Source organism: Collinsella sp. LCP19S3_D3 (assembly GCF_052121455.1).
GTDB lineage: Bacteria > Actinomycetota > Coriobacteriia > Coriobacteriales > Coriobacteriaceae > Collinsella.
This window is the reverse complement of the sequence record NZ_JBQKEF010000007.1, coordinates 38,955-65,069: the sequence shown is the minus strand read 5'-3', so window position 1 is coordinate 65,069 and position 26,115 is coordinate 38,955. Positions and strand designations below refer to the sequence as shown.

Here is a 26,115-nt window from a genome sequence, read left to right as displayed (position 1 = left end):
GTCTGCCGATATGCGGGAGCGAAAAGAAGTGTCGACCTGCGCCGTTGCCGTTGAGCGACGTGCCGTTTATAGAGATACTGAGCCTATGACAACAGCGTGCGAAAGGATTGATACATGGCTTTCCGTAATGACTTCCTGTGGGGCGGCGCAACGGCTGCCAACCAGTGCGAGGGTGCCTACGACGTGGACGGCCGCGGCCTGGCCAACGTGGACGTGGCTCCGCACGGCCCCGAGCGCTATGCGGTGGTCTCCGGCCAGCGTAAAATGCTCGACTTCGAGGACGGCTATTACTATCCCGCGCAGACCGGCATCGATTTCTATCACCACTACAAAGAGGACATCGCTCTCTTTGCCGAGATGGGCTTTAAGACCTTCCGTATGAGCCTGGCTTGGACCCGCATCTTCTCCAACGGCGACGAGACCGAGCCCAACGAGGCTGGCCTGGCCTTCTACGAGGACGTATTCCGCGAGTGTCAGGCGCACGGCATCGAGCCGCTCGTGACCATCACGCACTTCGATTGCCCGATTCACCTCATCAAGGAGTACGGCGGCTGGCGCAACCGCAAGCTCATCGACTTCTACAAGAACCTCGCGACCACGATCTTTACCCGCTACAAGGGGCTGGTGAAGTACTGGCTCACCTTCAACGAGATCAATATGATCTTGCACCTGCCGTTTATGGGTGCCGGTCTGGTCTTTGAGGAGGGCGAGAACAAGGAGGCCGTCGAGTACCTGGCCGCCCACAACGAGCTCGTCGCCAGCGCTTGGGCAACCAAGATCGCCCACGAGATCGATCCCGAGATCAAGATCGGCTGCATGCTCGCCGCGGGTAGCTACTACCCCTACAGCTGCCGTCCGGGCGATGTGCGCCAGGCGCAGCTCGATAACCAGGACAACTACTTCTTCGTCGACGTCCAGAGCCGCGGCTACTACCCGGCATATGCCGTCAAGAAGCTCGAGCGTCTAGGCATCGATGTGGGCATGACGGACGAGGACCGCGAGATCCTGGCCGCTAACACCGTCGACTTCATTAGCTTTAGCTATTACAGCACCCGCTGCTCTGCCGGTGCCGATAACCCCGATGTCGAGCGCACCCAGGGTAACGCCTTCGCCGGCGCCAAGAACCCCTATCTGCAGGAGAGCCAGTGGGGCTGGGCCATCGATCCACTGGGCTTCCGCATCACCCTCAACGACCTGTACGACCGTTATCAGAAGCCGCTGTTTGTGGTCGAGAACGGTCTGGGCGCCAAGGATGTTGTCGAGGAGGATGGCTCCATCAACGACGACTACCGTATCGACTACCTGCGCCAGCATATCGCCGCGATGCGCGATGCGGTGACCGAGGACGGCGTTGACCTGCTGGGCTACACCACCTGGGGCCCGATCGACCTGGTGTCTGCCGGCACGGGTGAGATGTCCAAGCGCTACGGCTTTATCTATGTGGACCGCGACGATGCAGGCAACGGTACCCTCAAGCGTTCCAAAAAGAAGAGCTTCGACTGGTACAAGAAGGTTATTGCTTCTAATGGTGAGGACCTGTCCTAAGGAAGCTGAGACACTCAACTTCATAGCCTTCTAACCAAGGCGCCCGGCGAGTAGTTATTGCTCGCCGGGCGTCTTGCCGTCTGCGGATTTTGGGACATGCGGCCCGCTTTTTGGACCCGCCTGTCGGTACACTAAAGGGACTATGAGTACCCGCGAGCGACATATCGGCCACGCGGCCGCCCGGACCGCTCCGGTTGCGGATCCCAGGGGCGGCAGGCTCTTCGCCATGCCGCGATTCCTTGTTGGCATAACGCATCAGGTGTACCGTCACCGCGTCTTTGCTATCGCCGGCGCCATCACCGCGCTGTTCCTCATGCTTTTGGCAATCTTGCCGGTGCTGTTCGCCTTCGACCCCAAACTTTCTAACGCCGTGCCCGCCTATAGCGAGGTGTCCGAAGAGGTCGTGGATGGGCTCACCCATTCGAGCCCTCTCCTGCTGCTTGTCGCCGCAATTGTATTTTCGATTTGGGGCGTGTTGGTCTATCTGCGTTGTTTGGACTATGTGTTGCGCCGCCGCCTTGTTGCCATCGCCACCATCTGTGCCCTGTGGATGATCGAGGTCATTCTCAAGTACAAGTCGTACACGCCGTTCTATGCCACCTTGCTGTGGTACCTGTACTACGTGCCCATGACGCTCATTCCGCTGCTCTACCAGCTCTGCGGCCTGCGCCTTGCGGGCCTGGAGCAACGCCGCCTGGGTCGCCGCTACCGTGCTGCGCTGTGGATTGTGGCCATCCTGCTTATCGGATTTGTGCTCACCAACGATTTTCACCAGCAGGTCTTCCGCTTTGACCGTACAAGCGACACCTGGAGCAACGATTACACGTACGGCCGGGGTTATTTCGCCTTCCTCGTGTGGACGGCCTTTAACTTCGTGGCCTTTTTTATCCTGGTTGGTCGGTCCTCGTCCTTTCGCATCCAACGTTTCTCGGGCACGGCGGCGCTCGTGCTGCTGGGCGGCGCATTCTTTGGCATCTCATATGCTCTGCGCGTGCCCTGGGCATGGAGGCTCAACTTTTCGCTCGTCTATTGCATCCTGTGCGTGGTGGCGATGGAAATCTGTCTCGATTGCGGTGTCATTCCGTCGTACCACGATATCGCCGGCATCTTCGACACCTTGCCGCTTGACCTCAAAGTTCTAACGCGCGACCTGCAGGAGGTCTATGCCACGCCGGTGTCAAAGCCAATGCCGGTAGGCGTGCGCGAGGAGCTGCGGACCCAGGAGCACGGCCGCGCCCATGCCTTTACCGTGGCGTCCGATCCCGATGTGATGTATCGTGCTTTTCCGCTGCTGGGGGGATCGGCCCTGCTTGCCCAAGACGTATCGGAGCTCAACGAGCTCAATCGCGAACTGGCACATCGTCGCATGGAGCTGCAACGCCAAAACGAGCTGCTTGCCGCCGACTACGACCTTAAGACACATTTGGCAGATCAAGAGGCCGAGACCTTGCTAGTCCAAGACGTGGACCAGGCGCTTGCCCGCGCGCTCGAAGAGATGTACGACTTGTTGAGCTCGCTGCCGCCGTTGACTGACGAGGAATCTTCGCGCGAGCGTTACCGCATGCTGCAGCGCGCCAAGATGCTCGTTGCCTATTGCAAACGGAAGGGGTCGCTCACGTTGGCACAGCACGGGGAGAGCGGTTTTGACCGCGACCGCATTCAGCTCATTGCCAACGAGCTCGCAAGCGACCTGCGCACGATCGATGTCGATTGCGCCTCGATTATTGCCATACGGCGCCCGATGCACGCCAGTACGGTAAGCGCGCTGTACGACTGCGTGTATGACTTTGCGTTTTTTGCCTACACCACCGATCATCCGGCACTTATGTATCACTTGGGCGACCATGACCGATGCAGCGTCGAGCTGCGCGCCACACTTTTTTCCAACGATGATGAAGATCTTTCGCAGACGCCCGCTGCGCAAGAGCTCGAAAGCGCTTTGCAAGGGCGCAACGTGGCATACCGCCTTGAGGGCGAGTCCGGTCAGCTGCGCATGATCGTCTTGATGCCGAGGGCGGGTGAGTGACGATGCAGATTTCGCTCATACTTCCCCAAATCGTTGCGCTCGATGTTGTCTTTGCCCTGGCTGCGTGTCTGCAGACGATCCACGTCCCGCTCATCGCATCGCGCCGCTCGTCCTATAACCGTAAGGTGATTTGCGCCTACGAGGCGAGTCTTGTGCTTCACCTGATGATTTCGGCGCTCATCTTGTTCACGTCGTCTGGCTCGTATCTGGTGGCGCCGCTTGACGTTTGCGCCAGGGCAATGGGCGGAGCGTTGTGGCTCAATGCCGCAATCTTTGCCTATGGCGTGGTACTTATGGTGCACTATCGTCGTCCCGTCATGCTGGTCGAGCTGCTGCTTGTTGTCGCCGTTACACCACCGGTGGTTTTTGCCATGGGCTCGGCGTGGACCGTTGTCCTTATCGCAGAGGGAGCGTTCTTCCTGTTCCGTTCCATCGCAGCGCTCTTGATGGACGTCCGTAACCGCCAAGAGGATATCACCATGTTCTCGACGATCGAGACCATCAACGTGATTCCCGTGGGCATCCTGTATCTAGACCCGAGGGGCCGTCCGCTGCTCATGAACCGCTGCATGCGCAAAAACCTCGTAGAGCTCCATATGCCCACCGACCTGGGCGACATGAGCAGCACATGGAACGACCTGCGCAAACTGAGCATGCAAATGCCCGAAAGCAGCGCTAATCGCGCCCATATCGACCTTGATCGCTTTGGTAGGGATCGCGCCGTGGTCGAGATCTCTCCTTCCGAGATTCGTCTGTTCGTGCGTGACTCCGTTACGGTCTCGAGCCGTCCGTTCGAGCGCGTTGTCGGCCTGGACGTGACGGAATACGCACACGCCTACGACCGTCTGGCGCAAGCCAACCACCTGCTTGAGCGTGCTGGCCAAGAGCTCCAGGCCCAGATCGAAGAAGCCAAAAAGGTTGCCGACAATGCGGCCTACCTACGTATGCGTGCCCGCGTTCACGATGTGATCGGCCAGCGCCTGTCCATTCTTCATCGCTATTTGGAGGAGGGACGTCTGGATGATGAGTCGCTCGAGCAGATTGACCCGTTGCTGCGCTCAATCGCCGCCGATTTGCGCAGTGGCGGTGCCAGCGAGCCTGCAGAGCAGCTGAGCGATATCGTCCACGCCTTTGGCTTGGTGAGTGTGCAGATCGATGTTGAGGGTGCGCTGCCTGAGGACGCGCGTGTCGCCGCCGCATTTTTGCAGATTATTCGCGAGGCCTCGACCAATGCCACCAGGCATGCGCAGGCGCATCGGGTCCACGTGCGCCTGTGGCAGGAGGGGACGAATGCTAGCGCCGTCGCGCGCATGACGATTTCTAACGACGGGTCCCCGGCCCCCGTATCGTATCGCGAGGGAACGGGTATCCCAGGTATGAGACATGTCGCGCAAGATTTGGGCGGCGGTCTGGAAGTCCACGCCGCCCAGCCCTTTACGCTTGCGGTGTCCATCCCGCTGAGCTCCAACGCCACGGTCCAAAGGAGAAGTTCATGATCCGCGTGTTAATTGTCGAAGATCAGGCCATTCTGCGCGAAAGCCTGGCGCGCTCCGTTGGCGACCAGCCCGATATGACCGTCGTCGCCGCGATCGCCGATGCCTCCGAGGCCTTGGGTGTCGCGCTCAAGGAGCGCCCGGACATGATATTGATGGACGTGTGCACCGAACACGATTCAAACGGCATCGTGGCGGCGGCGCGCATCAAGGAGCAGCTGCCCGAGTGCCGCGTCATCATCATGACAGGCATGCCCGAGATCACCTTTGTCGATCAGGCTCGCGAGGCGGGCGTCGATAGCTTTGTGTACAAGAACGTTGGTATCGACGAGCTGTTCGCCGTGATGCGCTCCACGCTGGCGGGCTATTGCACGTTTCCCAAGCCGCCCGAAAGCATTTTTTCGGGCACGGCGGCACTCGACGATGTCGAGCTGTCGATTTTGCGCCTTGCCTGCGAGGGCAAAAGCCGCCGCGAGATCGCGGCCGAGCTGTTTATGAGTGAGGGTACCATCAAGCGTCGCATCTCGGAGATTCTGAGCAAGACCGGCTACGACAATATCATGCGTCTTGCCGTGCGTGCGGTAACGGAGGGCAGCATCGTCCCCAACATGGAGCGCCCGTAATCGACGCGCTCGCCGTGTTCCGGCGCCGTAAAGATAGGCCGCCCGCCGTTTTGCATCAGAAAACGACGGGCGGCCTGCTTGTGCGGCTGTGCTGTCGGCATTAAAACGACGGGGCCGCAGGATCAACTCCTGCGGCCCCGCCTGGCAAGTGCGCGGATGCGTCCGCCAATCCGCGGCTGATGTTACGTGCCGCTACGCGATGGTTGCGGTGTAGGAGGCGACGTCCTCGTAGGAATCGGTCAGATAGGCGTCGATGCCGATGGTCGTGTTGACCAGGTCGTCAAGGCTGTCAAGCTCGCCGCTCGAGAATGTGAATTCCTCGGTGGCGTTGGTGCCGGGCATCAGGTTAGCCGAGAACCAGGGTTCCTTCATGGTGCCGTTGACGTTGGTCTTGCCGGAGGGAGCGTAGAAGGTCAGGTCCTTGTCGCTCTTGTTGGTGATGTTGACGACAAAGCCGATGTCGCCCCATTCGTCCTTGAACTTCTCGGTGATGGTGATGGTGCACAGATCGTCATCGGCGACGGTGACGGCGGGGGAGATTTCGACGCTCTGGACGTCGTCGTCTTCGACGGCCTCATCGATCTCCTCTTCCTTCTCGGCCGCCTCGCGATCCTTTTTTAGCGTACCGGACAGATCCTTGTCGGACTTCGTAAAGATAAGCTTGTCGCCTTCCACCTCGAGGACGAGCTTGCCGTCCTTGAGTTTCATGTCCTGCGAATCGCCGTCGGCGGTGATGGTTGCAGTGGTGGCGTCCTTGGCCTCCCATTTCAGGTCGGCGACCTCAAGGAACATGTCGAGGACGCCCGTGCCGTCTTCGTCGAGGATCAGGATACAGTTGAGGCCCCACTCCTTGAGCATATCCATGTACTCATCGGTGAGCTCTTCGCCCTCCAGGGTTCCACCCGAGAGTTCCCAGCTGCCGACGAAGTTGGCCTTGGGGTCCTTGCCGCCGCCGCTGCAGCCCGTCAGGGCAAAGGCGAGCGCCAGGACGCATGTCAGAAATGCGAGTACGGACTTTTTGAACGTTGTCTTCATGGTGTCCTCCTTTATCGAACGAAACCCATAGAAGCAAATGCGGGGGTGGCGGACCTCCCCGCCAATTACCAGGTAGAGGGGCTAGGGCCTGGGCGTTCCACAGTTGCTGCAGAACTTGCCGCCGTTTTCGCTGCCGCAGTTGGGGCAGAACCACTTGGTCGGTGCCGGGGCGGGTGCGGGACTGCCACACTCGGGGCAGAACTTGCCGGTGTTGGTGGCACCGCAACTGCAGGTCCATGCGCCGGCCGCGGGGGCAGCGGCAGGAGCCGGTGCGGGGGCGGGTGCCGGAGCCGGCTGTGGGGCGGCCTGCTGCTGTGCCTGGCCGGCGGCGAACAGCTGGCTGGCGTTCATGCCGCCCATGCCGCCCGCCATACCCATGCCCATAAAGCCGGCCATCGCGCCGTTGGGGTTGGCGGCTGCCGCGCGCATCGCATCGCTCTGGGCGCTGGCGATGTTGGCGGCTGCCATGGTGGGATCGCGCATGACCGCGGCCTTCTGCAGGTCCTTGATCATTTGCTCGTCTTCTTGCGAGGCGGCGATGGAGTTGACGCCAAAGCTCACGATCTCGACGCCGCGCAGGTCGCGCCAGTCGGCGGAGAGAACCTCGTTGAGCGCGCGGGCGAGCTCGGTGGTGTGGCCGGGGATAGCGCTGTAGCGGATGCCCATCTCCGAGATCTTGGCAAAGGCGGGTTGCAGAGCGGTGAGCAGCTCGGACTTAAGCTGGCTGTCGATCTTATCGCGCGTGTAGCTATCGGTCACGTTGCCGCACACGTTGGTGTAGAACAGCAGCGGGTTGGTGATGCGGTACGAATACTCGCCGTTGCAGCGAACGGAGATGTCGACATCCAGGCCAATGTTGTTATCGACCACGCGGAAGGGCACAGGCGAGGCGGTGCCGTACTTGTTGCCGATGATCTCCTTGGTGTTGATGAAGTAGACGCGCTGGTCTTTGCCCGCGTCGCCGCCAAAGGTAAAACGGCTGCCGATATTGGCGAACGTCTCCTTGATGGAGTCGCCCAGGTTGCCGCTAAAGACGCTCGGCTCGCTGCCGGTGTCAAAGACAAACTCGCCGGGCTCCAGCGCGACCTCGATGATCTTGCCGTTTTGCACCACGAGCATGCCCTGGCCGTCGTTGACGGCGATGACGGAGCCGTTGGAGATGACGTTGTCCTCGCCGCGCGTGTTGGAGCTGCGGCCGCCGGTGCGCTTGCTGCCCTTGCAGGCCAAGACGTCAGCGGGCATCGATTCGCAATAGATATATTCCTTCCACTGGTCGGCCATGACGCCGCCGGCAGCACCCAATCCAGCTTTCAAGAGTCCCATGGTGATCTTCCTTTCTCGTCAAAGGCCGGGTGGTATTGGTCAGAATGGCTAATCGTCCTTGTTGTCCTTCATGACAACGGTGGTCTCGGTGTGGCTGAAGGTGTCGTGCTTCTCGGTCAAGTCGAGCTCGCCGCAGTAGCAATCGGCGTGGGTGGCCTCGTTGGCCGTCTTGAGCTGGCCTACCAGCAGCACGTCTCCGATGATTACGATAATCAGCGGTGCGACGATGTTGATGAGGATGCCCTCGATATCAAAGGTGAGGTAGTCCGGATCGAAGGCGTTCTCGCCCATAAAGAGAATCTGGGAGAGGACAAACCCGATCACAAAGAACAGCACCGAGGCGATGGCGAGCTTGGGCTTGGAGCAGGGCAGCTCGCCGACCATGCGGCCGGTTTGGCCGTTCATGGCAAACAGGTAGCTCTTGCCGTTCCACGAGGTGGAAAGCATCCACACGGGGAACAGAGCGTAGTTGCTGTCTTCCCAGGTGTAGTCGAGCTGCTTGCTTTCGACCGTGGCATCGTCATATTCGTCGACGACGGTCTCGCGCAGGGCCGAAATCGTACTTTCTTCCATACGACGCTCGGCGCGCGCCTTGCAGGTCTCGCAATCCTCATCGTAGCGGTTGGCGATGTAGCCGGGCATATACGCGACCGAGAACGGGCGCAGCGCGTCGTAGTCAAACGGCTCGATGGCATCCATATGGCCGTCGGGCATCTTGGACGATCCGTCGACGGGCACGCGCTCAAACGAGATTTTGCCCTTACGGTAGGCGTCGTAGTGGTCGGTGGTCGTGACGGTGCGGTCGGATTCCTCGGTCACGGTCTCGTTGGTCGCATCGAAGTGCACTTCGCCATCCACGCGGGCGCCGTAGAGCCAAAATGGCACGTAAACGCCTTGGACCTCGTCGATGTGGTTGCCGGTGACAAAGCTCTTGGGCAGCAGGATTTTGCCCTTGTAATGCTCTTTGAGTGCTGCCATAACATCATCGCGCCCGAGCTTAAACGGAATCACCAGGTCGGGTGAGAAGTCGCCCGAGAGCTGGCCGGGCGCCACGGCGGAGTTGCCGCAGTATGGGCAGGTGGTAACGGCGACGGTGCCGTCCGAGACCAGCTCGGCGCCGCACGACGAGCAGATGTAGCCGGCGTTTTGGGCCAGATCCTGCACGGCATCGTCGACAGCAGGTTTGGGGGCCGCGGCTGCGGCATCGGCTTTGGCATCTGCCTTGTCCTGGCGCTCGCGATAGAGGGCCTCGACTTCCTCGACTTCAAAACGCGAATCGCAGTAGTCGCAGACAAGCTTTTGTTCGGCACTGGCAAAGTGAAGGGGGCCGCCACACGCGGGGCACTGATAGTTGACACTCTCGAAGGCCATGATCGGTCCTTTCCGTGCCGGAGGCTATGCGCCGATGGCGCCGCCGCAGTATTCGCAGCGTCCACTGGCATCGGGAATGGTGGTTGCACCGCAGAAGGGGCAGGTGACCGCGGTCTTGGGGGCCTTGGCGGCCACGACGCTGTCGCGTGTCTCCTGACGCAGCTGTACCAGCGCATCGCGGACTTCGGTTGCCTGGCGCTTGGCCTCGCGATATTCGATGGAGCCACGCTGATCGATGGTGGAGTCGTTCACGCGCAGGTTGATCTCGGTAAAGTACGGCGTGTTGACGTGGATGGTCAGGTTAAAGTCGTAATCCAGGTCGTAGCGCGGCGGGTTGTAGCTCTCGCGCTCGCCGTCCTTGGTCTCGCGATAGATCTCGGTGCGATGCTCGTCGATATCCATATCGCAGCCGAGTACCTGTGAGAACTCGATGATGTCGGGATTGGCGTCGCGCCAGCGGCTCTGCGAAGTGATGATCAGCAGACCCGCGTCTTCGTCGAGCATGATGTTGGTGCGCCCGGCAGAGAGTGTGCGCGTGGGGTTGAACGAGGCCAGGCGCTCGGCGTTGGCCTCGCGGTAGGCGAGTTGCTCGCGGATATCGTCCGCGGTGCTGGAGCGCCAACCACTAAAGAAGGGGGAGAGCTTGCCTGCGCACTCTTTGCACAGGTAGCCTTCGTTGATCTTGGTCTTTCCCAAAATCCCCAGTTCGGTACCGCAAATCGCGCACTCTTTCTTCTCGAACATCTTGTCAAAGAAGCCCATGGCTGCCTCCCATCAACAGGTAGCGTGTGTCACTTTTGATGATGGGTGAGCGCGCGATCTTTCACGATACCCAGACGGCTCAAGGAGTCTCCACAACTGGGACACATGGCCCATTTTCGGCCACTCATTGGGGACGTACTTAAATGAGTGGCAGCTGGGGACAGTCCATGCCGAATGTGGCGGCTGCCGAATGTGGGCGCCGTCCCTGCTATGCCACGGTCACGGCAACCTGGGCGTAGCGGCTGCAGGGGCGCTCGGCGCGCGTCTGCACGGTAAGGGTGAGCACGAAGCGGTCGCCGGGCTGCGCGTCGGCGGGCACGATAAAAGCGGTGCTCACCGTGCATTCCTGCCACAGCGAAAGATCCTGCGTGCCTGCATAGCTCGACGGGTCCACGGCGACATCCCAATGTGCATCAAAGCCCTTGCCGTCGGGGTCGACGACGGTCGCTGCAAGGGTGACGTGCTCGCCGGCTGTAGCGCTGCGGTCGGCCGTGACCTCGACAACATGTGTCGGATGCGAACAAGCTGCCGGATCATGGGCGCACCATTGCGCGCGGGCGGCAAAGTCTTCCTGATAGGCGCGCAGGTAGGGATTGGGGTTGCCGTCTACGGGCGTGCCGATGGCGGCAAAACCGGCGGGTGCGTCCGTATCGGGATGTCCATCAAGAAACATGCGGCCGAGCAGTGTGTCGAAGCCGCGGTCGTCGATGCCGCGCAGGCCAAACGGCAGCAGCGGAATATAGGTCATGCTGTCGCCTTCGGCCATAAAGTCGCCGCGCTCAAACTGCATCGCGGGCATGCCTTCTAGACCCCAATCCAGACGGGCATGCTTGCCAAACTGAAAGCGCTCGGGCTCATTTTCGTAGACCTTGCCGTCGCCATAGAGCATGTAGCGTGCCATGAGGGGGCCGTTACCCTGCGTGAGATTCTGCTCAGGCCAAGGTGCCTTAAACAGCGGCAACGTATCGGGTTGAGCCATCTTGGCATCGACATAGCCGCCATACATATAGGGCACACACCAAAAGATGAGCTCGGGAAAGAGCTCGCGTCCATGGTCGAGCCATGAGTTGTCCTGCCCCACGCCATCGGCAACGCCCATCACGCGCACCTTCTGATAGACCCGCTGCTGCACGGCAGGCCATTCGGGCGTGGCGCGATAACGCTCGGCAATACTCATGAGGGCGCGAACGATGGTGTTCATGCCACCCCAGCTGAGCAGCCATAACGTACGCGGATCATCATCCAAGATTGCCTGCGCAATTACACGAGATCCCTCAGTTTCCTCAGTCACATCACCCTCAAAGGCAACATTTCCCACAAAGGTGCGCTCGATCATCTGGGCGGGCGTGGGAAACGGCGGCTCACCGGCAGCGCCCGCATTCGCCTGCAACTGCGGCCAAGCCTGGGCATATTCATTACTCCAGAGACTCTCAATCCAATGCTCGGGAAACGGACGATACTCACGAAGCTCGCCGGCCAGCGGATCGGGCTCATGAGGCACAACATCCCACTCATAAGAGCGACGCCCTTTGGTCCGCCAATGCGAATTCACCTCGCCCAGCGTATGAACCCCATCCCCAAGAAAGTGATACTGCGAAGCCGTGTACACCACAGCCTGAACATCAAGCACATTAAGATACAGAGCCAAATGAACGAGCGAGTTCATATCGTCGACTTCCATATCGGTAGTAACAATCACCCGAGTTAACTCTTGGGACATAGGAACAGCTCCAATCAAAATCAATTCAGCCAGTTACGCGCAAGGCAAGACGGGACCCGGTCCCCATCGCCGCCGACCCGGCGTGCTGCCGGAAGCGGCCGGCCAGGGCCAACGACAATGGCAACGCAGCGGGGGCCGGGTGTTAGTTTTGCAAACATTCCGCAGGGGGCATGGGAAGGCGCAGCGCGAAGCGCAAAGCGCCGCCCCATGCATGCCCGAGGACGTTTGCAAAACTAACATCCGGTCCCCGCGCCGGGACGGATTACCTATTGACCCTGGCCGACCACTCCCAGCAGCCCACCGGCTCGCCGTCGATGAGCACGCTGCCCCCGTCGAAGTCTTGATAACACAGGTCGTTGAATTGGTGGATCCACACGCCGTGGTTGAACGTCTTCTTGGGCGAGCCATCGGCCTCGCGATAGCGACCGGTCAGGTCCTCGACATGGCTAAAGTAGGTAAGGTGCACGTTGGCTCCGGCGTCACGCAGGCGTGCCGTGAGCGGCAGCACGGTCTGCTGCGGCGACACGAGCTCGTCGCCCTTGGAGTGCGTAAACCACAGCGGCGTCTTGGCGAGCGCGGCTACGTCCTCGTCCGTGGCGTTGTACCACGGGGCACAGCAGGGAAGGCCGGCGGCGAAGAAATCGGGGTAGTCGGCGCACAGACGCAGGGTCATAAAGCCGCCGTTGGAAAGGCCGGCGACCACGATGCGGTCGGTGTCGATGCGCTCGGCATGCTCGGCGACAAACTCGTCGATGAGCGCCTTGAGTACGGGGGAGTAGATGCTCTGGTTGGAGCGGCCGAGCTGCTCGACGCCGTTATCCATCCAAAACGTGGGAGACTGCGGCACGAGCACCCAGGCAAAGCCGCCAAAGTAGCGCTGGATTTGCGCCTGGCTAATGGCTGTCACACGGTTGCCGATATAGGCGCGCGTGGCGCCTTCGCCCTGCGTGGCACCCCTGCCTTCGCCAGCGCCGTGTAGGTACACCACGAGCGGGGCCTTTTGGGGCACGACCGTGGCCTCGGGCGCGAAGGGATTGAAGCAGGCCGAGTCCTCGGCTTTAAAGCTGGGCTCAAAGAAGCCGTACTCGAGCGCGATGCCATTGACGGCGGTCTTTTGCACGGCATTGCTCCAGCCCTTGAGCGCGGGGCAGATGTCGCCGCGACAGGTATCGAAGACCAGGCCGCAGGTGGGTTCGCCGTCGTCGCCGGGAAGAGCCGCGAGCTGCGTGACGTGAAGCTGGTTATCGAGCATGCGCGAGCCCATGACGCCGCCTTCGATCTTTTTGGTCAGGCGCTGCTCGGCGACCTCGAGTGCCACATGGGTGCCCACGGCGAGCTTGCGGCCGTTCTCGTCACTCGGATACGCGGCGAGAACGTCGATGTAACCCACGGAGGGCGTGGCATGGTCGGCGCCGTGCTCCTTGCGCATCAGGACCTCGCCCGTGCGCTCGTGACGCTCTACATATATATGGAAAGTGTTCGCATCGACATCGTTGGCGCGCACGGTGCAGGGTAGGTCGAGAACGACCTTGCTGATCCAGGGGCCAAAGTCGCCCAAGGTGCTGACGGTTGCGTAGGTGCACGATTTGAGTTCCATGAGCTGCCTCCCTTGTGCCGCGCGTGCTAAACAATCGCGGCAATACAATCTAAACATGTTTAGTGTAAAGCAGAATTTGAGAATAAGCGGATGAACTCGGTAAACGGTAGCATCAAACGTTCAATGAACTACTAAACACTCGTTTACTACTATCTAGCAGGGCTTTTGTTGATGAGTCAACAAGGCATTGAGATGCCAGATTATATAAAATCCCACGTAAAAGACCATTTATAAATAAATGGCACTATATGTAATGCCTCTGCATTCAATTACGTTCACCCCCGATTTCCTACCGTTCACCGGACTGCAAACGGCAAAACTGCCACAAATTCAATGCTGAGTGTAAACTAAGCGCTGTAAACGTTCAGTAAACAGATTGTTTACGACAGCGTATCCAAGGGTTCGGTAACCGTAAGGGGTTATAGTCACCGGGCCAAAGGCGTGCCTGCGCCCAAGCGATTAGGCACACGACGATATGGGGAGGGGTCCCATGGCAGTAGATAACAAGCAGATTGCCACCGATGTCCTCGAGCTCGTGGGCGGTGCGGAAAACGTCACCGTCGCCACCAACTGCATGACGCGCCTGCGTCTGACGCTCAAGGATAACAGCAAGGCCGACGTGGAGAAGATCAAGAAGGTCAAGGGTGTTCTGGGCTGCCAGTTCGCCGGCAGCCAGCTCCAGGTCATCATCGGCCAGAACGTGCCCAAGGTGCTCGCCGAGTTCGTCGCCATGTCCGGCGTCAAGCAGGGTGCCGCGGTCGACGAGAACCTCGACGCTCCTAAGGAGAAGTTCGAGCTCAAGAACCTGCCCAACATCATCCTCGACTACCTGTCGGGTTCCATGACCCAGCTGATTCCGCTGCTCATGGCCGGCGGTCTGTTCCGCACCATCGCTGCGGTTCTTGGTCCCACCATGCTCGGCGTTATCTCCGATACCGATCCGACCTACACGTTCCTCTACACCACCCTGTACGAGGCCACGTTTACCTTTATCCCCATCTACTTGGGCTATGCCGCTGCTAAGAAGCTCGGCGCCTCTCCGGTTCTGGGCATGCTCCTCGGCGGCGCTCTCATGGCCCCGTCCGTCGTGAGTGTCGCGACTCAGGAGGGTGGCGGAATCATCTCCGTCTATGGCATCCAGATCACCGCTGCCAACTACCAGCAGTCCGTCCTGCCGATTATCCTCTCGGTGCCGGTCCTCTACTTTGTTGAGAAGTTCTTTAAGAAGGTCATGCCCGACGTGCTGTCCACGGTCTTCACGCCGTTCTGCACCATGATCGTCACCATCCCCATCGCCTTCATCGTCCTTGCCCCGATCGGCAACGAGCTCGGTACGCTGATTGCCAACGCCCTCTTTGGTCTCGCCGACCTTGGCGGTATCGGCATCCTGATCGTCATGGCCGTCCTCGGCGCCTTCTGGCAGCTCTTCGTGGTCTGCGGCATGCACATGCCCGTCATCCTGCTCGCTCAGGTTCAGATCATCGCCGCCGGCTACGATCCCTTCGTCTTCGTTTCCACCAACTGCGCTATGGCCGCCGTCTGGGGCTGCGCTTTCGGTGCCTTCCTCAAGATGAAGAACCCCGACGAGAAGGGTCTTGCTCTGGGCTACGTCATCTCCGCCATCGCCGGCGGCGTCACCGAGCCCGCACTCTTCGGTATCCTCATGCGCTTCCGCCGCACCATGCTCGGTATGTTCATCGGCGGTGCCATCGGTGCCGTGTTCTCCGGCCTCATGGGTGTTACTTACTACCTGGCCGGCGGTGCCTCCAACTTCCTGGTCTTCACCAACTACCTGCAGGGTGGCCAGATGAACACCGTCTGGGCTATCGTCGGTATGGCAATCTCCTTTGCCATCGCCGCTGCCGTCGTCTTTGTCACTGGCTTCTCCAAGGAGGAGCTCGCCGAGATGGAGGCCTAAGGCCAAACCATTCGGTCACATACGACCTTACCTACACGACAGGGCCCCGTCAGGCGCAAGCCCGGCGGGGCCCTTTTTACAAGGTAGACTGATTGGGGGCGCGTGGCGCCTGCTCGCCGGGGCTTGCTAAGCGCCAGGGGCTTTCGCGCGGGGTTACCGCGAAAGAATCTGCCGGTTCGCAACTCCTTTATCAAACGAAAGGACATGCAGATGAGTTTGGGAAAGCTGGCCGTCAACGGTCGTCAGGACGGCTTTTTGTGCGAGGGCAAACCGTTCTTTTGGTTTGCCGATACGTGCTGGAGCGCGTTTACGAGCATTACCGAGGCCGATTGGGACTACTATCTGACCCGTCGCTCCGAGCAGGGCATGAACGTGCTGCAGATCAACACGCTGCCGCAGTGGGATCGCTGCTGCCCCGATCTGGGCATTTGGCCCTATGCCAGCGAGGATGGCGTGCATTTTGATTGGTCCCGCCCCAACCAAGCGTACTGGGATCGCGCCGCTGCCATGTGTCGCGCTGCCGTCGAGCACGGCATTCGTCCGGCACTCGTGCTTATGTGGTGCAACTACGTGCCCGGCACCTGGGGTGCCAAGATCGCTGGGCATTGCGGTGCCGAGGTTATGCCACGCGAGGAAGTCCGTGCCCACGTTGCCCGCGTCGTCGAGAACCTGGGCGAGTTCGACCCCGTCTACGTGGTGACGGGCGATACCGACTTTACCAGCGACGAGGCGATCGCCTACTACGAGGATGCTCTCGACGAAGTCGTCAAGCGCGCGCCCGAGGCGTTGCGCACCATGCATATCAACCGCGGCAACCGTACCATTCCGGCACAGTACCTGGACCGTCTGGACTTTTACATGTTCCAGCCCGGCCACAACTACGAGGGCCAGCCCGAGGCCTGGCGCCTGCCGCAGGACTTTACCGCCAACTACCCCAAAAAGCCGATGGTCAACTCCGAGCCCTGTTACGAGCAGATGGGCGCGTCACGCAACGTGTACTGGCGCTTCACCGCGCAGGACTGCCGCGCGAGCGTGTGGTCGTCGATCCTTGCCGGTGCGAGCGCTGGCGTGACCTATGGTGCGCACGGCGTTTGGAACTGGCAGACCAGCAGGAGCCAGGGCTCGGTGCTGGGCGAGGGCTTCGACATGCCGTTCCGCTGGCAGGAGTGCCTGCAGTTTACGGGCGTTTGGGACTTTGGCGCGATCGAGCATGTGCTTGCCGGCTTGGGCGCTACGGCTGGCGACGACGCGCTTGCCGTGGTTCCGGCACAGGAGCTGCTCGATGACGCGCGCGAGGCCATTCGTGTGGCGCGCGTTGGCGATCGCGTCGTCACGTACCTGCCGCGCACTACGGCGCTCAAGTTTAAGCTCGACGGCACGCGCGGCTGGACGGCGACGGTTCTCGACATGGAGGATAAGCGCATCGCCAAGCTGCCCGTTCGCGACAACGGTGACGGCACCGTGCGCGTGGCTCAGCATCCCTTTGAGCACGACGCACTGGTGATCCTGGCCCCCGGGCGCTAACGGCTCTTCTCCAACATTTACAATCCAGTCCCTTTCATGAGGCTGCGACGGAATGGTTCCTGCATGACAGCTTTAAGCTGCCAAGGGAGCCATTCCGTCGCACTCATTGGGGACGTACTTAAATGAGTGGTAGTTGGAGACGCTCCTAGCCGAGCTAGAGGTCTCGCGTGTCCCTTCTGGTCCATGTGGCTCAAAATCGCGGCGTGATGTGGACGGTGGGCTCGAAATGAGCGGCATTTCGAGCCTGGCTTCGATATTGAGACTGGTTCTGTATTAAAATAGCTTTCCAGACAATTGAGCGGCTGGGGGTTAACCATGAGAGGCACGGGAGACACAACCGCATGTCTGCGTCGGGGCATTCAGGAGATTATATGCCTGGCTCTGTTCTTCTTCACGTTTTTGGCGTGCGAGTATCTCTTTGATGTGCGCATGGCCGAGTTCGTGTCTCCGAACGAGGTCGTTATTTATGAGAGCCTTGTCCTCGGCGCGAGTGTGATTGGCTTTCTTGTGCGTCCCGTTCTGTACTATCGCCGTCCCCATGCCATCGATGCAACGAGTGACGTTACGGGTGTTTTGCTGGTGGCGGCATTCCTGCTGTTGATTATGGCGGTTCGGACTGAGGTGGTAATCGCCGGCGGTTTGGTGGCGTGCTGCGCGCTGGGCTACTGCGGATCGACTGCCCATGCAAACTTTGCGCGGCGCTTTGCGCGGACGCCCTGCTTGGCGCGCGCCGCCGCACTTTCTTACGCCATGGGCGTTCTGGTGCAGGTCTTCAACCATATGGTGATACCTGCCGGCATTCCTCAGCAGGCTGTTCTGGTCGTCGGTGCGATCGCGCAGGTGGCGTTGCTTCACGGTGCCCGACGCGCCAAACTGCGCGATGAGTCCGATCCCAACTTTGAACCCAGTGCTGCCGGGCTTTCGGTAGATGCTTTGGAATATGGCGCCAAGTGGCATGACGAGCCCGAGACAAAGGCGGCATTCCGCCGCGCCGTAGTTCGCCTGACCGTGGCGACGGCGTATCTTTCCGGCGTATTCGCCGCTCTCAACGCGGGCCTCACAACCCTGCATGCTACCGGAGCCGTTGATTTGGGTGATTGGCCGCGCCTGCTGCTTGTTGCGAGTTCGTTGGCCGCCGGCGCCCTATTTGACCTGAGCGGCCGTTCGTATATGAATATCGGCATGACATGTGTCGCCATGCTGTCCACGCTTTCTTTCTTTGTGCTCATCATCGATGGCAATGGCGGCAACGAGCTTGCTGCCACGATCATCTTTTATCTGGGCTCGGGCTTCTTTGTGGTGTTCTTTACCACAAAATTCGCCGCTATCTCGCTCTATGCGCACTGGTCATATTTTTGGCCGTGCATGGGCCGCGTCGTCAATAACGTGTGCTCGATGCTCGTGACGGCGCCGGCGGTAGCGATTATCTCGAGTCAAAACGTGCTGGCTGCAGTCGGCGCGGCACTCGTGATGTTTGTGGGTATTGCGATTACGCTGTTGGGACAGTCGGGGCAACGGGCCGATGATGCCGTGATGCAGGACGGGCTGGCGCTTGCTGCCGACAATCTTGGTGGAGATCTTGCGCCCGCATGTTCCGACCCCGCGCTTGTGGAGGCAGCGGAGCCCACGCCCGATGAGCGCCTCGATGCCTTCGTCACCACCTTTGGGCTTACAGAGCGCGAGCGCGATATTCTTGAGGCCTTGGTCGTTTCGGATCGGAGCGTTCAGGACATTGCCGCAACGCTTTTCCTTTCGCGCTCTACGCTCTACCGCCACATTTCCTCGATCAACAGAAAGACCGGTACCGACTCGCGTGTGGCCCTTATCAACTTCTTCTGGTCCTGGGCACCCAAGGACTAGCGTATGAGGCGCCGCCCAGTTCCTTACTCTAACGGGGGGATGTGGCTCCAAAGCGCACCCGCATCGACGCTTCGCCTGCGCTAAACTGGAGGGCACGTACGCGATTACGAGAGGAGCCCGCATGGAGGCTTACAAGCAAGAGTTCATCAAGTTTATGGTTGAGTCCGACGTTCTTAAGTTCGGCAGCTTTACGCTCAAGAGCGGCCGTCAGTCCCCGTTTTTTATGAACGCCGGCGCTTACGTGACGGGCTATCAGCTCAAGAAGCTGGGCGAGTATTACGCCCAGGCCATCCACGATAACTTTGGCGACGACTTTGATGTGCTGTTTGGACCGGCCTACAAGGGTATTCCGCTGGCCGTCGTGACCGCAATTGCCTACCACGAGCTGTACGGCAAGGAGGTCAAGTACTGCTGCGACCGTAAGGAGGCCAAGGACCACGGTGCCGATAAGGGCAACCTGCTGGGTTATGAGCCCCAGGACGGCGACTGCGTGGTCATGGTCGAGGACGTTACCACCAGCGGCAAGTCCATCGACGAGACCTATCCCAAGGTTAAGGCTGCTGCCGACGTCGAAATCAAGGGCCTGATCGTGTCTCTCAACCGCATGGAGGTCGGCAAGGGTGGCGTGACCACCGCTCAGAAGGAGATCGAGGCAAAGTACGGTTTCCCCGTCGCGAGCATCGTCTCCATGGCCGAGGTCGTCGAGACCCTCTACAACCACGAGATCGATGGCAAGGTCGTCATCGATGACGAGCTTAAGGCCGCCATCGACGCCTACTACGAGCAGTACGGAGCACAGGAGTAGTTACGGCGTTTTACCAAACGCCGTAACCGGCCGACGCTGCGCGCTGCCCAGAGCGACAATTTGTCATTCAAAAGGCGAGGCATGACCAGAAGGTCAATGCCTCGCCTTTTTCACGCCAACTTGTTCGCCCTGGACGTCGCTCGCTGTCCGTCCTCTACTTGCGGCGTTGTCTTGCTCCGAATGCGGCCCGCTCGCTGCCGTTGCCAGAGTAGTCATTGGGGACGTTCTTAAACGACTACTTAAGCCCGGGCAGGCGAGTATAGGGGAACGAACGCTCCAGGAATTCGGAGCAGCGGGCGTAGTCTTTGGCGAAGTAGCTGCTGTAGAGCGAATCGAGCACGTATTGCACGGCGATGTGGCTGGCGAACTGCGTGATGCGATGCGTCATGCTCTCGTGGTCACTCACCGTAAGGTAGGCGGCAAAGCCGGGGTGAATGCGCGCGCAATAAGGCGTGCCGATGACGATGACCGGGACATGCCGACTGCTGAGGATCGGCAAGATGTCCTTGAGGTTGGGGGCAAGGCCGCTGTAGGAGATGACGATTGCCGCATGGTCGGGATCCGAGGCGAGCGCCGTTCGCACCTGGGCCTCGACACCGTTGTGGCACGTCGCACTTTTACCGGCGGAGAGCAGGCGGTCGCGGAACATTCCCGCTGGATAGAGGTTGTGCGAGCCCGTGTAGATGTCGACCTGTCGGGCGTTCGCGATGAGCTTGGCGGCATGGTCGAGCTGCGTGGGGTCGAGCAGCTCCTGCGTTTCGGCCAGCGTGGTCTGGTAGAGCCCCTCCATGCGCTCCATAACCTGCGCGGGGGTGGAGGTGGCATCAAAGGGAAAGTTGATGTCCACGTCGCGGCGGTTTCCCGCCTCGGTTGCCAAGCGAATAAGCTCGACCTTGAGATCCTTAAAGCCCTCGAGGCCGAGCTTTTTGCAAAAACGATGCACGCTCGCGACCGAAACGTTGGTGCGCGCGGCAAATTCCTTAATAGAAAGCCCGCGGATGTCCTGACCGATAGCAAGGGCTGCAATGCCGAGCTGTTGCTCGGTGGGGGTGAGGCCCTGCGCCTCGGTGATCTTGCGTTTGATATCCATGCGAACTCCCACACTCGCCAAACCTGCCAAAAAGGGACAGGTTTATTTTGGCAGGTTTTGCCCGCAAAGGGTAACGGGGCCGAGGATGCCGCTGGGGGCGACGGGCTCGGTGAGGGCGAAAATGTCGGGGATCGCATGGTCGAGCGTGTTGATGACGTCGATCGTGAGCTCATGCGCACCGGCGGAGAGTGCGCCGGCGGCAAAACGATAGGGCGGGCAGATGCGTGTGCCGAGCGGGCGTCCATCGAGCGTGAGCGTCGCGGTTTCGTAGACGTCTCCCAGGTCGATTGTGGCGTCGGCGCAATCGTTGGCCAGCTCAAACGACGCATGATATCGGTAGGTACCGCAGGTGCCGGTGAACAGATCGGCTGTAAGGTCGCACAGGTGCTTGAGCTTTTGTGATTCACCAAAGGCGCCATTGCTGCCGGCAGGAGAGAGGGCGACGGTCCATGGGCCTTCGATGCGCAGGCGGAGCGACGTGTCAGCGTCGATTGCGCCGTCTCCAGGCGCATTCTCGCTGCTCGTTTCCAAAACAACGATGCAGCTCTCGAAGGGTGCGAGCTCCAACGCACCGTCAAACGCAACGGGCCCGGCGCCGTTTAGCAGGTCGAGCCGCGTGCCGCAAAGGCGCTCGCCTGTCGCAAGTGCAACCGTGCAGTCGATGCGCTCGCGTGGGTGTTCGTTGACGAGCATAACGTAGGTCTCGCCCACCCGCTCGTAGCGAAGTGCGCGTAGCCAAGGCTGCGGTGTGTCAGGCACAACGGTCTGCAGTCCCGCGCTTGCAAGCGCGCGGTCGACATCGGCGAGCGGCGTTGCGACGAGCCCTCCCAGCTCGATCGCGCCATCGGTATCGTAGAATGTGCCGGGCACCTCGTCGACGGCAAGCACCATAACGCCTGCATCCGCCATGCGTCTCACTGCCTCCGCCGTCGCAGCGCCAATAAATGAAGCTCCTGGCATAACAAACGCCTGGTAACGACAATCGTTTACGGTAAGCAATCCGTCGGCAATCGAAACCTCGTAACGGTCCTCATCCTCAAAAGCCTCGGCGGGCACAAAATCAAAGTCGATCTGCGCGCGCGTGAGCTCTGCCGCCACGCGCTCGATAGGCATGGCGTTGCCGGCCCATTCGGCATCGGCATGGTACAGGATGGCAACGGGGCGCATGGCATAGCCTCCTGAAAGCAGCGTTGCCGTACGGTTCATATAGCTCATGAGCTGGCCAAAGTGCGGCCATTGCGGATTGTTGCCGTGTGCGTAAAAGTGCGGCGGGCAGTCCCAATCGGGGAAGGGCGCCATGCTAAACGCGTGCGGCGTAAACCAGTTAATACCGCGGACGAGCATGTGGTCGGCGATCCATTTCATCTCGCGCAAGCCCTCGTGCCAGCCGAAGGCGCCAAAGACCTCGGCCATGCAGCGCCCCTGCTTTTTGGGGTCGAGGCGTGCGGCCGAAGAGCCCAACTTGGCGAGCGCGTAGGTAAAGAACTCCATGTTCCACGCGCCGTGGAAGTAGCTGTAACGTCCGTGGTCGACGCCGGGGGCAAGTTGGTTGATGACAACGTCGATGCCCGCCATATCCTGCCCGGCGACCGCGCGGAAGTAGTGTCCGGCGCCCTGGCCCAGGCGCGTGTGGCAACTCTTGTCCTCAATCACATGTCCGATGTGCATGACGCCGCGCTTGCGGCACCAGTCACCAATCTGCTCGCCAAAGCACGCGCGGTAGAGTTGCGTGGCGATGTCCATGTAAGTGTGGCGGACCCGAGCGCCGGCGGGGTCGCGCGTCCAAAGGCCGCGGAGCTCGGCAAGCCAGCTCGCGCTCAACTCCTCGTGCAAGCGGCGGGCAAGTTCATCCGACCAGGGCAGTGCCATATCGCCGCGTCCAATAAAGCTGCTGGTGGAAGCGTCTTCGAGGGTCGCACCCTTCTCGTTCATAAAGCCCGGTTCATCGGTAAAGAAGCCCAGAATGGTCTTGCCGAACTCGTCGCCCAGATGTTCAAACGTGGGTTCGTAGACGGCGTTGATGAGCATACGGCACGAATCGGCGTCGACCATGTTGATGTACTCATCGCGAAAGCCGGTCTTTTGGCTGGTGACGTAGAGCTCGAGGGTGGTGATGCCGGCAGGAGCGTCAAAGCGCAGGCGGACGGGAGTGCCGTCCTCGGTCTGTTCAACGGCGAGCTCAAGGTCGAGCGGTGCACCGGCTGCGTCGAAAGTCGCCGTGCCCACAAAGTGCTCCGTGGGATCCATAAGATTGCCGAGCTTAATGGTCGTGGACGGCTGGGGACCGACGACCGTTACCGTGTGATGCTTAAGCACGGTCTTTTTGAGCGCGGGGTCTACATCCTCGCCTGCAAGCGCGCCGTTGGCGTAGCCCGTGGGAAAGTGGGCATCATCGAGCAGCCAGATCTTCAAGTCCAGGCGCTTGCACTCGCCAATGATAAAACGCAGGTCGGACCACCAGCCGTCGCGACAAAACTCGGGATGCGTGCGCGATTCGAGGCAGACCTCGTGGATGTCCGCCCCGGCAATCTGCTCTAAGTATTCGGTAATCGTCTCGCGCGCCTCGCCCTTGAGCCACAAGAACGGAAGCACATGGTTGTCGTATGCCGCCATATCCACTCCTCTAAAACAAACCTTTTAAATCGATTGAAGTCAGAGTACGTCGCGCGCACACTCCTGCTAATATCAAAACCACGGCAGAATATGACCAAATCAATGATGGTGGCGATATGGATATCGCGCGTTTGGACAATCTTTTGCTCAAGCTGACCGACAGCGAGCGCGCTTACTGCGCAGGCACCCGCTATGACTGGAACGATGCGTTCAGCTCGGGTCATCAGCAGAATATCGGTGAAAAACATATCCATAAAATCGGTGACCCGACGCGAGCCCTGCACCAAGAAGGCATGCCTGAGGGCCTGTCAATCGTGCGCAACTCGCGCTTTAACCCCGTGCCGGAGCATGTGCACAATTATGTCGAAATCAGCTATGTCTATCGAGGGCATGCGCCGCAGGTCGTCAACGGCGCACGGCTCACGCTTGCCCAAAACGAGGTGCTCTTGCTCGACGCGGCCTGTCCGCATGCCGTAGGCGAGCTCGGCGAGCATGACATTATGCTGAGCATCGTCATCTCGCGGGTGATGTTGCACCGCAGCCTAGAGCAGAGCCTGTCGCCGTCAAGCGCCGTCTCGCAGTTCCTCATTAATGCCCTCAATGACGAAACCGACCACCGCGGTCATGTGCATTTTCGCACGGGCAACAGCCGCCGCGTGCGCCGATATATGCAGGAGATGCTGTGCGAACTTCTGGAGCCGACGGCGGCGAGTCCCCAGATCGTGTCGAGGCTGTTTGAGTTGCTGCTGGTCGAACTTATGCAAAGCTATGAGACATCGCTGCTGCAGGCGGACATGCCCACGCTGCCTTCGGCGCAGGTCGCGGCCGCCGTGAGCTACATCGAGCGCCATGCCTGCGATTGTACGCTCGAGGACGTAGCTCGCCACCTGCATCTGAGTCCCAACTATGCAAGCGCGCTGCTCAAACGGCAGACGGGCCGCACGTTTATGCAGCTCGTGCAGGAGAGCCGCCTGGAACGCGCGGCAACATTGCTCGACGCCGGCGCCACTGCCGAAACCGCGGCGCGCGAGGCCGGCTACGCCAACATGAGCTTCTTCTACAAAAAGTTTGCCGAGCGCTATGGCTGCACGCCGGCCGTCTACCGCCGGCGTTTGCCCAGATAAAACCTGCCAAAATAAACCTGTCCCTTTTTGGCAGGTATCAGGAAGTGTCAGGGGCGGGGCGGTGACGGGGCGCAAGGGCGAAAAGAAGTGTCGGGTTTGGTGCGCCCGCTTCTGCCCGTCCCGCGCGTGGGCGATACTCGGCTTATCGACCCACGATGCAAAGGAGATGCTCATGGCAAACATCAAGTTCCCCGAGGGATTCTATTGGGGCGGCGCCACCGCTGCCAACCAGTTTGAGGGCGCTTGGAACGTGGACGGCCGCGGTCCTTCCGTCGACGACCATTTCTTGGGCGGCAGCTACAAGGAGCCGCGTCAGATTACGATCGATATCGACCCCAACCGCTTCTACCCCAATCATGACGGTATCGATTTCTACCACCACTACGAGGAGGATATCGCGCTGTTCGCCGAGATGGGCTTCAATATGTTCCGCATGTCCATCTCTTGGAGCCGTATCTTTCCCAACGGCGACGACGCTGAGCCCAACGAGGCCGGCCTCGCCTTCTACGACCGCGTCTTCGACTGCCTGCGCGCCCACAATATCGAGCCGCTCGTGACCCTCTCGCACTACGAGATGCCCTATCACCTGGTCGAGAAATACAACGGCTGGGCGAGCCGCGAGCTCATCGGCTTCTTTGAGAAGTACTGCCAGACCGTCTTCGACCGCTATCAGGACAAGGTCAAGTTCTGGCTCACCTTCAACGAGATCAACTGCGGTACTCAGGACATGGGCAACCTCTTTGAGACCAGCATGATTCAGGGCTTTGAGGGTCCGGCGTCGGCGGTCCACACCACGCCGCAGGCTCGTATGCAGGCGTTGCATCACCAGTTTGTCGCCAGCGGCCGCGTCGTGCGCTATGCCCATGAACATTACCCGCAGTTTAAGATGGGCAACATGGACTGCTTCATCCTTTCCTACGCCGCCACGTGCGATCCGGCCGACGTTTTCGCCACGCAGCAGGAGATGAATACCATGAACTGGTACTGCTCCGACGTGCAGGTGCGCGGCAAGTACCCGTTCTATGCCAAGCGCTTCTGGGCCGAGAACGATGTCGAGCTCGTGATGGAGGACGGCGACCTGCAGGATATCGCCGACGGCAAGGTTGATTTCTACACCTTTAGCTACTACATGTCCGGCACCGTGGGCACCCACAAGGATCACGAGATGACCGAGGGCAACATGACCTTTGGCGGCAAGAATCCCTATCTGGAGTCCACCGACTGGGGCTGGCAGATCGATCCGCTGGGCCTGCGCATCGCCCTCAACGAGATTTACGCCCGCTACGAGATTCCGCTGATGGTGGTCGAGAACGGCATGGGCGCCTACGACGAGGTCGAGGAGGACGGCTCCATCCATGACCCGTATCGCATCGCCTACCTGCAGAGCCACATCAAGGCCATGGGCGAGGCCATTGCCGATGGCGTTGACCTGATAGCCTACACCTGGTGGGGTCCCATCGACCTGGTTTCCGCCGGCACTGGCGAGATGCGCAAGCGCTACGGCTTCATCCACGTCGATAAGTACGACGACGGCACCGGTACCTACGAGCGCCGCCGCAAGGACAGCTTCTTCGCATACCAGAAGATCATCAAGTCCAACGGCACCGAGGGCTTGGAATAATTGAGCCCCGGCGTTCCGCCGCACGCCGGACCGGCCGCCGACTACGTGACCACCTACGTCGATGA

18 protein-coding genes are annotated in these 26,115 nt (G+C 60.2%); 10 read left to right on the top strand and 8 right to left on the bottom strand.

Going from position 1 to position 26,115, the window contains the following annotated elements:
- The first annotated feature begins 114 nt into the window (after positions 1-114).
- The 4 genes from ACTQXM_RS04345 (at position 115) to ACTQXM_RS04330 (ending at position 5,687) form a co-directional block, all read left to right on the top strand.
- On the top strand, positions 115-1,545 hold the full coding sequence (locus tag ACTQXM_RS04345; protein ID WP_441537089.1) for a 6-phospho-beta-glucosidase: 1,431 nt from the start codon (positions 115-117) through the stop codon (positions 1,543-1,545).
- 226 nt (positions 1,546-1,771) lie between these two features.
- Positions 1,772-3,571, top strand: coding sequence for a histidine kinase N-terminal 7TM domain-containing protein (locus tag ACTQXM_RS04340; RefSeq protein ID WP_427793668.1), 1,800 nt, complete (start codon positions 1,772-1,774; stop codon positions 3,569-3,571).
- Positions 3,568-5,067, top strand: coding sequence for a sensor histidine kinase (locus ACTQXM_RS04335; protein WP_441537088.1), 1,500 nt, complete (start codon positions 3,568-3,570; stop codon positions 5,065-5,067). The genes ACTQXM_RS04340 and ACTQXM_RS04335 overlap by 4 nt, the downstream gene beginning before the upstream one ends.
- Complete coding sequence (locus ACTQXM_RS04330) at positions 5,064-5,687, top strand: response regulator transcription factor (protein ID WP_418825693.1); 624 nt, start codon at positions 5,064-5,066, stop codon at positions 5,685-5,687. Before ACTQXM_RS04335 ends, ACTQXM_RS04330 begins: the two co-directional genes overlap by 4 nt.
- A 192-nt stretch (positions 5,688-5,879) precedes the next feature.
- On the opposite strand, the gene ACTQXM_RS04325 is transcribed toward ACTQXM_RS04330, so the two are convergent.
- The 6 genes from ACTQXM_RS04325 to ACTQXM_RS04300 form a co-directional block, all read right to left on the bottom strand.
- Positions 5,880-6,722, bottom strand: coding sequence for a hypothetical protein (locus ACTQXM_RS04325; protein WP_427727291.1), 843 nt, complete (start codon positions 6,720-6,722; stop codon positions 5,880-5,882).
- 81 nt (positions 6,723-6,803) lie between these two features.
- Positions 6,804-8,045 (bottom strand): SPFH domain-containing protein, encoded by a 1,242-nt coding sequence (locus tag ACTQXM_RS04320; RefSeq protein ID WP_427747636.1) that lies wholly within the window; start codon positions 8,043-8,045, stop codon positions 6,804-6,806.
- 48 nt (positions 8,046-8,093) lie between these two features.
- Positions 8,094-9,416: a hypothetical protein gene (locus ACTQXM_RS04315; protein WP_441537087.1), complete on the bottom strand. Its 1,323-nt coding sequence runs from the start codon at positions 9,414-9,416 to the stop codon at positions 8,094-8,096.
- Positions 9,417-9,440: 24 nt separating this feature from the next.
- Complete coding sequence (locus ACTQXM_RS04310) at positions 9,441-10,178, bottom strand: DUF4428 domain-containing protein (protein WP_154518194.1); 738 nt, start codon at positions 10,176-10,178, stop codon at positions 9,441-9,443.
- 208 nt (positions 10,179-10,386) lie between these two features.
- Positions 10,387-11,898, bottom strand: coding sequence for a nucleoside hydrolase-like domain-containing protein (locus ACTQXM_RS04305; RefSeq protein ID WP_441048952.1), 1,512 nt, complete (start codon positions 11,896-11,898; stop codon positions 10,387-10,389).
- 262 nt (positions 11,899-12,160) lie between these two features.
- Positions 12,161-13,495, bottom strand: a complete 1,335-nt coding sequence (locus tag ACTQXM_RS04300; RefSeq protein WP_441048951.1) for a prolyl oligopeptidase family serine peptidase — start codon at positions 13,493-13,495, stop codon at positions 12,161-12,163.
- A gap of 490 nt (positions 13,496-13,985) precedes the next feature.
- On the opposite strand from ACTQXM_RS04300, the gene ACTQXM_RS04295 reads away from it, so the two are divergent.
- The 4 genes from ACTQXM_RS04295 (at position 13,986) to pyrE (ending at position 19,602) form a co-directional block, all read left to right on the top strand.
- Positions 13,986-15,413: a PTS transporter subunit EIIC gene (locus tag ACTQXM_RS04295; protein WP_441048950.1), complete on the top strand. Its 1,428-nt coding sequence runs from the start codon at positions 13,986-13,988 to the stop codon at positions 15,411-15,413.
- Between the two features lie 210 nt (positions 15,414-15,623).
- Positions 15,624-16,937, top strand: coding sequence for an apiosidase-like domain-containing protein (locus ACTQXM_RS04290; protein ID WP_441063915.1), 1,314 nt, complete (start codon positions 15,624-15,626; stop codon positions 16,935-16,937).
- A gap of 315 nt (positions 16,938-17,252) precedes the next feature.
- The gene (locus tag ACTQXM_RS04285) at positions 17,253-18,797 is read left to right on the top strand and encodes a LuxR C-terminal-related transcriptional regulator (protein WP_441537086.1); all 1,545 of its coding nucleotides are present in this window, start codon (positions 17,253-17,255) and stop codon (positions 18,795-18,797) included.
- Positions 18,798-18,918: 121 nt separating this feature from the next.
- On the top strand, positions 18,919-19,602 hold the full coding sequence (pyrE, locus tag ACTQXM_RS04280) for an orotate phosphoribosyltransferase (protein ID WP_441537085.1): 684 nt from the start codon (positions 18,919-18,921) through the stop codon (positions 19,600-19,602).
- A 235-nt stretch (positions 19,603-19,837) separates the two neighbouring features.
- On the opposite strand, the gene ACTQXM_RS04275 is transcribed toward pyrE, so the two are convergent.
- On the bottom strand, positions 19,838-20,692 hold the full coding sequence (locus ACTQXM_RS04275) for a MurR/RpiR family transcriptional regulator (RefSeq protein WP_441537084.1): 855 nt from the start codon (positions 20,690-20,692) through the stop codon (positions 19,838-19,840).
- A gap of 42 nt (positions 20,693-20,734) precedes the next feature.
- Positions 20,735-23,305 (bottom strand): glycosyl hydrolase, encoded by a 2,571-nt coding sequence (locus ACTQXM_RS04270; RefSeq protein ID WP_441537083.1) that lies wholly within the window; start codon positions 23,303-23,305, stop codon positions 20,735-20,737.
- 116 nt (positions 23,306-23,421) lie between these two features.
- Here ACTQXM_RS04270 and ACTQXM_RS04265 point away from each other — a divergent pair, with 116 nt between their 5' ends.
- Positions 23,422-24,429, top strand: a complete 1,008-nt coding sequence (locus ACTQXM_RS04265; protein ID WP_441063910.1) for an AraC family transcriptional regulator — start codon at positions 23,422-23,424, stop codon at positions 24,427-24,429.
- A 172-nt stretch (positions 24,430-24,601) separates the two neighbouring features.
- Positions 24,602-26,050 (top strand): glycoside hydrolase family 1 protein, encoded by a 1,449-nt coding sequence (locus tag ACTQXM_RS04260; protein WP_441048944.1) that lies wholly within the window; start codon positions 24,602-24,604, stop codon positions 26,048-26,050.
- Positions 26,051-26,115: the final 65 nt, after the last annotated feature.

Excerpts from the sequence above, each read along its gene's own strand:
- ACTQXM_RS04295 (WP_441048950.1), top strand. The coding sequence starts at position 13,986 with ATGGCAGTAGATAACAAGCAGATTGCCACCGATGTCCTCGAGCTCGTG.
- ACTQXM_RS04305 (WP_441048952.1), bottom strand. The coding sequence starts at position 11,898 with ATGTCCCAAGAGTTAACTCGGGTGATTGTTACTACCGATATGGAAGTC.
- ACTQXM_RS04320 (WP_427747636.1), bottom strand. The coding sequence starts at position 8,045 with ATGGGACTCTTGAAAGCTGGATTGGGTGCTGCCGGCGGCGTCATGGCC.
- ACTQXM_RS04275 (WP_441537084.1), bottom strand. The coding sequence starts at position 20,692 with ATGGATATCAAACGCAAGATCACCGAGGCGCAGGGCCTCACCCCCACC.
- ACTQXM_RS04300 (WP_441048951.1), bottom strand. The coding sequence starts at position 13,495 with ATGGAACTCAAATCGTGCACCTACGCAACCGTCAGCACCTTGGGCGAC.
- ACTQXM_RS04330 (WP_418825693.1), top strand. The coding sequence starts at position 5,064 with ATGATCCGCGTGTTAATTGTCGAAGATCAGGCCATTCTGCGCGAAAGC.
- pyrE (WP_441537085.1), top strand. The coding sequence starts at position 18,919 with ATGGAGGCTTACAAGCAAGAGTTCATCAAGTTTATGGTTGAGTCCGAC.
- ACTQXM_RS04310 (WP_154518194.1), bottom strand. The coding sequence starts at position 10,178 with ATGGGCTTCTTTGACAAGATGTTCGAGAAGAAAGAGTGCGCGATTTGC.
- ACTQXM_RS04265 (WP_441063910.1), top strand. The coding sequence starts at position 23,422 with ATGGATATCGCGCGTTTGGACAATCTTTTGCTCAAGCTGACCGACAGC.
- ACTQXM_RS04260 (WP_441048944.1), top strand. The coding sequence starts at position 24,602 with ATGGCAAACATCAAGTTCCCCGAGGGATTCTATTGGGGCGGCGCCACC.
- ACTQXM_RS04325 (WP_427727291.1), bottom strand. The coding sequence starts at position 6,722 with ATGAAGACAACGTTCAAAAAGTCCGTACTCGCATTTCTGACATGCGTC.
- ACTQXM_RS04345 (WP_441537089.1), top strand. The coding sequence starts at position 115 with ATGGCTTTCCGTAATGACTTCCTGTGGGGCGGCGCAACGGCTGCCAAC.
- ACTQXM_RS04290 (WP_441063915.1), top strand. The coding sequence starts at position 15,624 with ATGAGTTTGGGAAAGCTGGCCGTCAACGGTCGTCAGGACGGCTTTTTG.
- ACTQXM_RS04270 (WP_441537083.1), bottom strand. The coding sequence starts at position 23,305 with ATGGCGGCATACGACAACCATGTGCTTCCGTTCTTGTGGCTCAAGGGC.
- ACTQXM_RS04315 (WP_441537087.1), bottom strand. The coding sequence starts at position 9,416 with ATGGCCTTCGAGAGTGTCAACTATCAGTGCCCCGCGTGTGGCGGCCCC.
- ACTQXM_RS04340 (WP_427793668.1), top strand. The coding sequence starts at position 1,772 with ATGCCGCGATTCCTTGTTGGCATAACGCATCAGGTGTACCGTCACCGC.
- ACTQXM_RS04285 (WP_441537086.1), top strand. The coding sequence starts at position 17,253 with ATGAGAGGCACGGGAGACACAACCGCATGTCTGCGTCGGGGCATTCAG.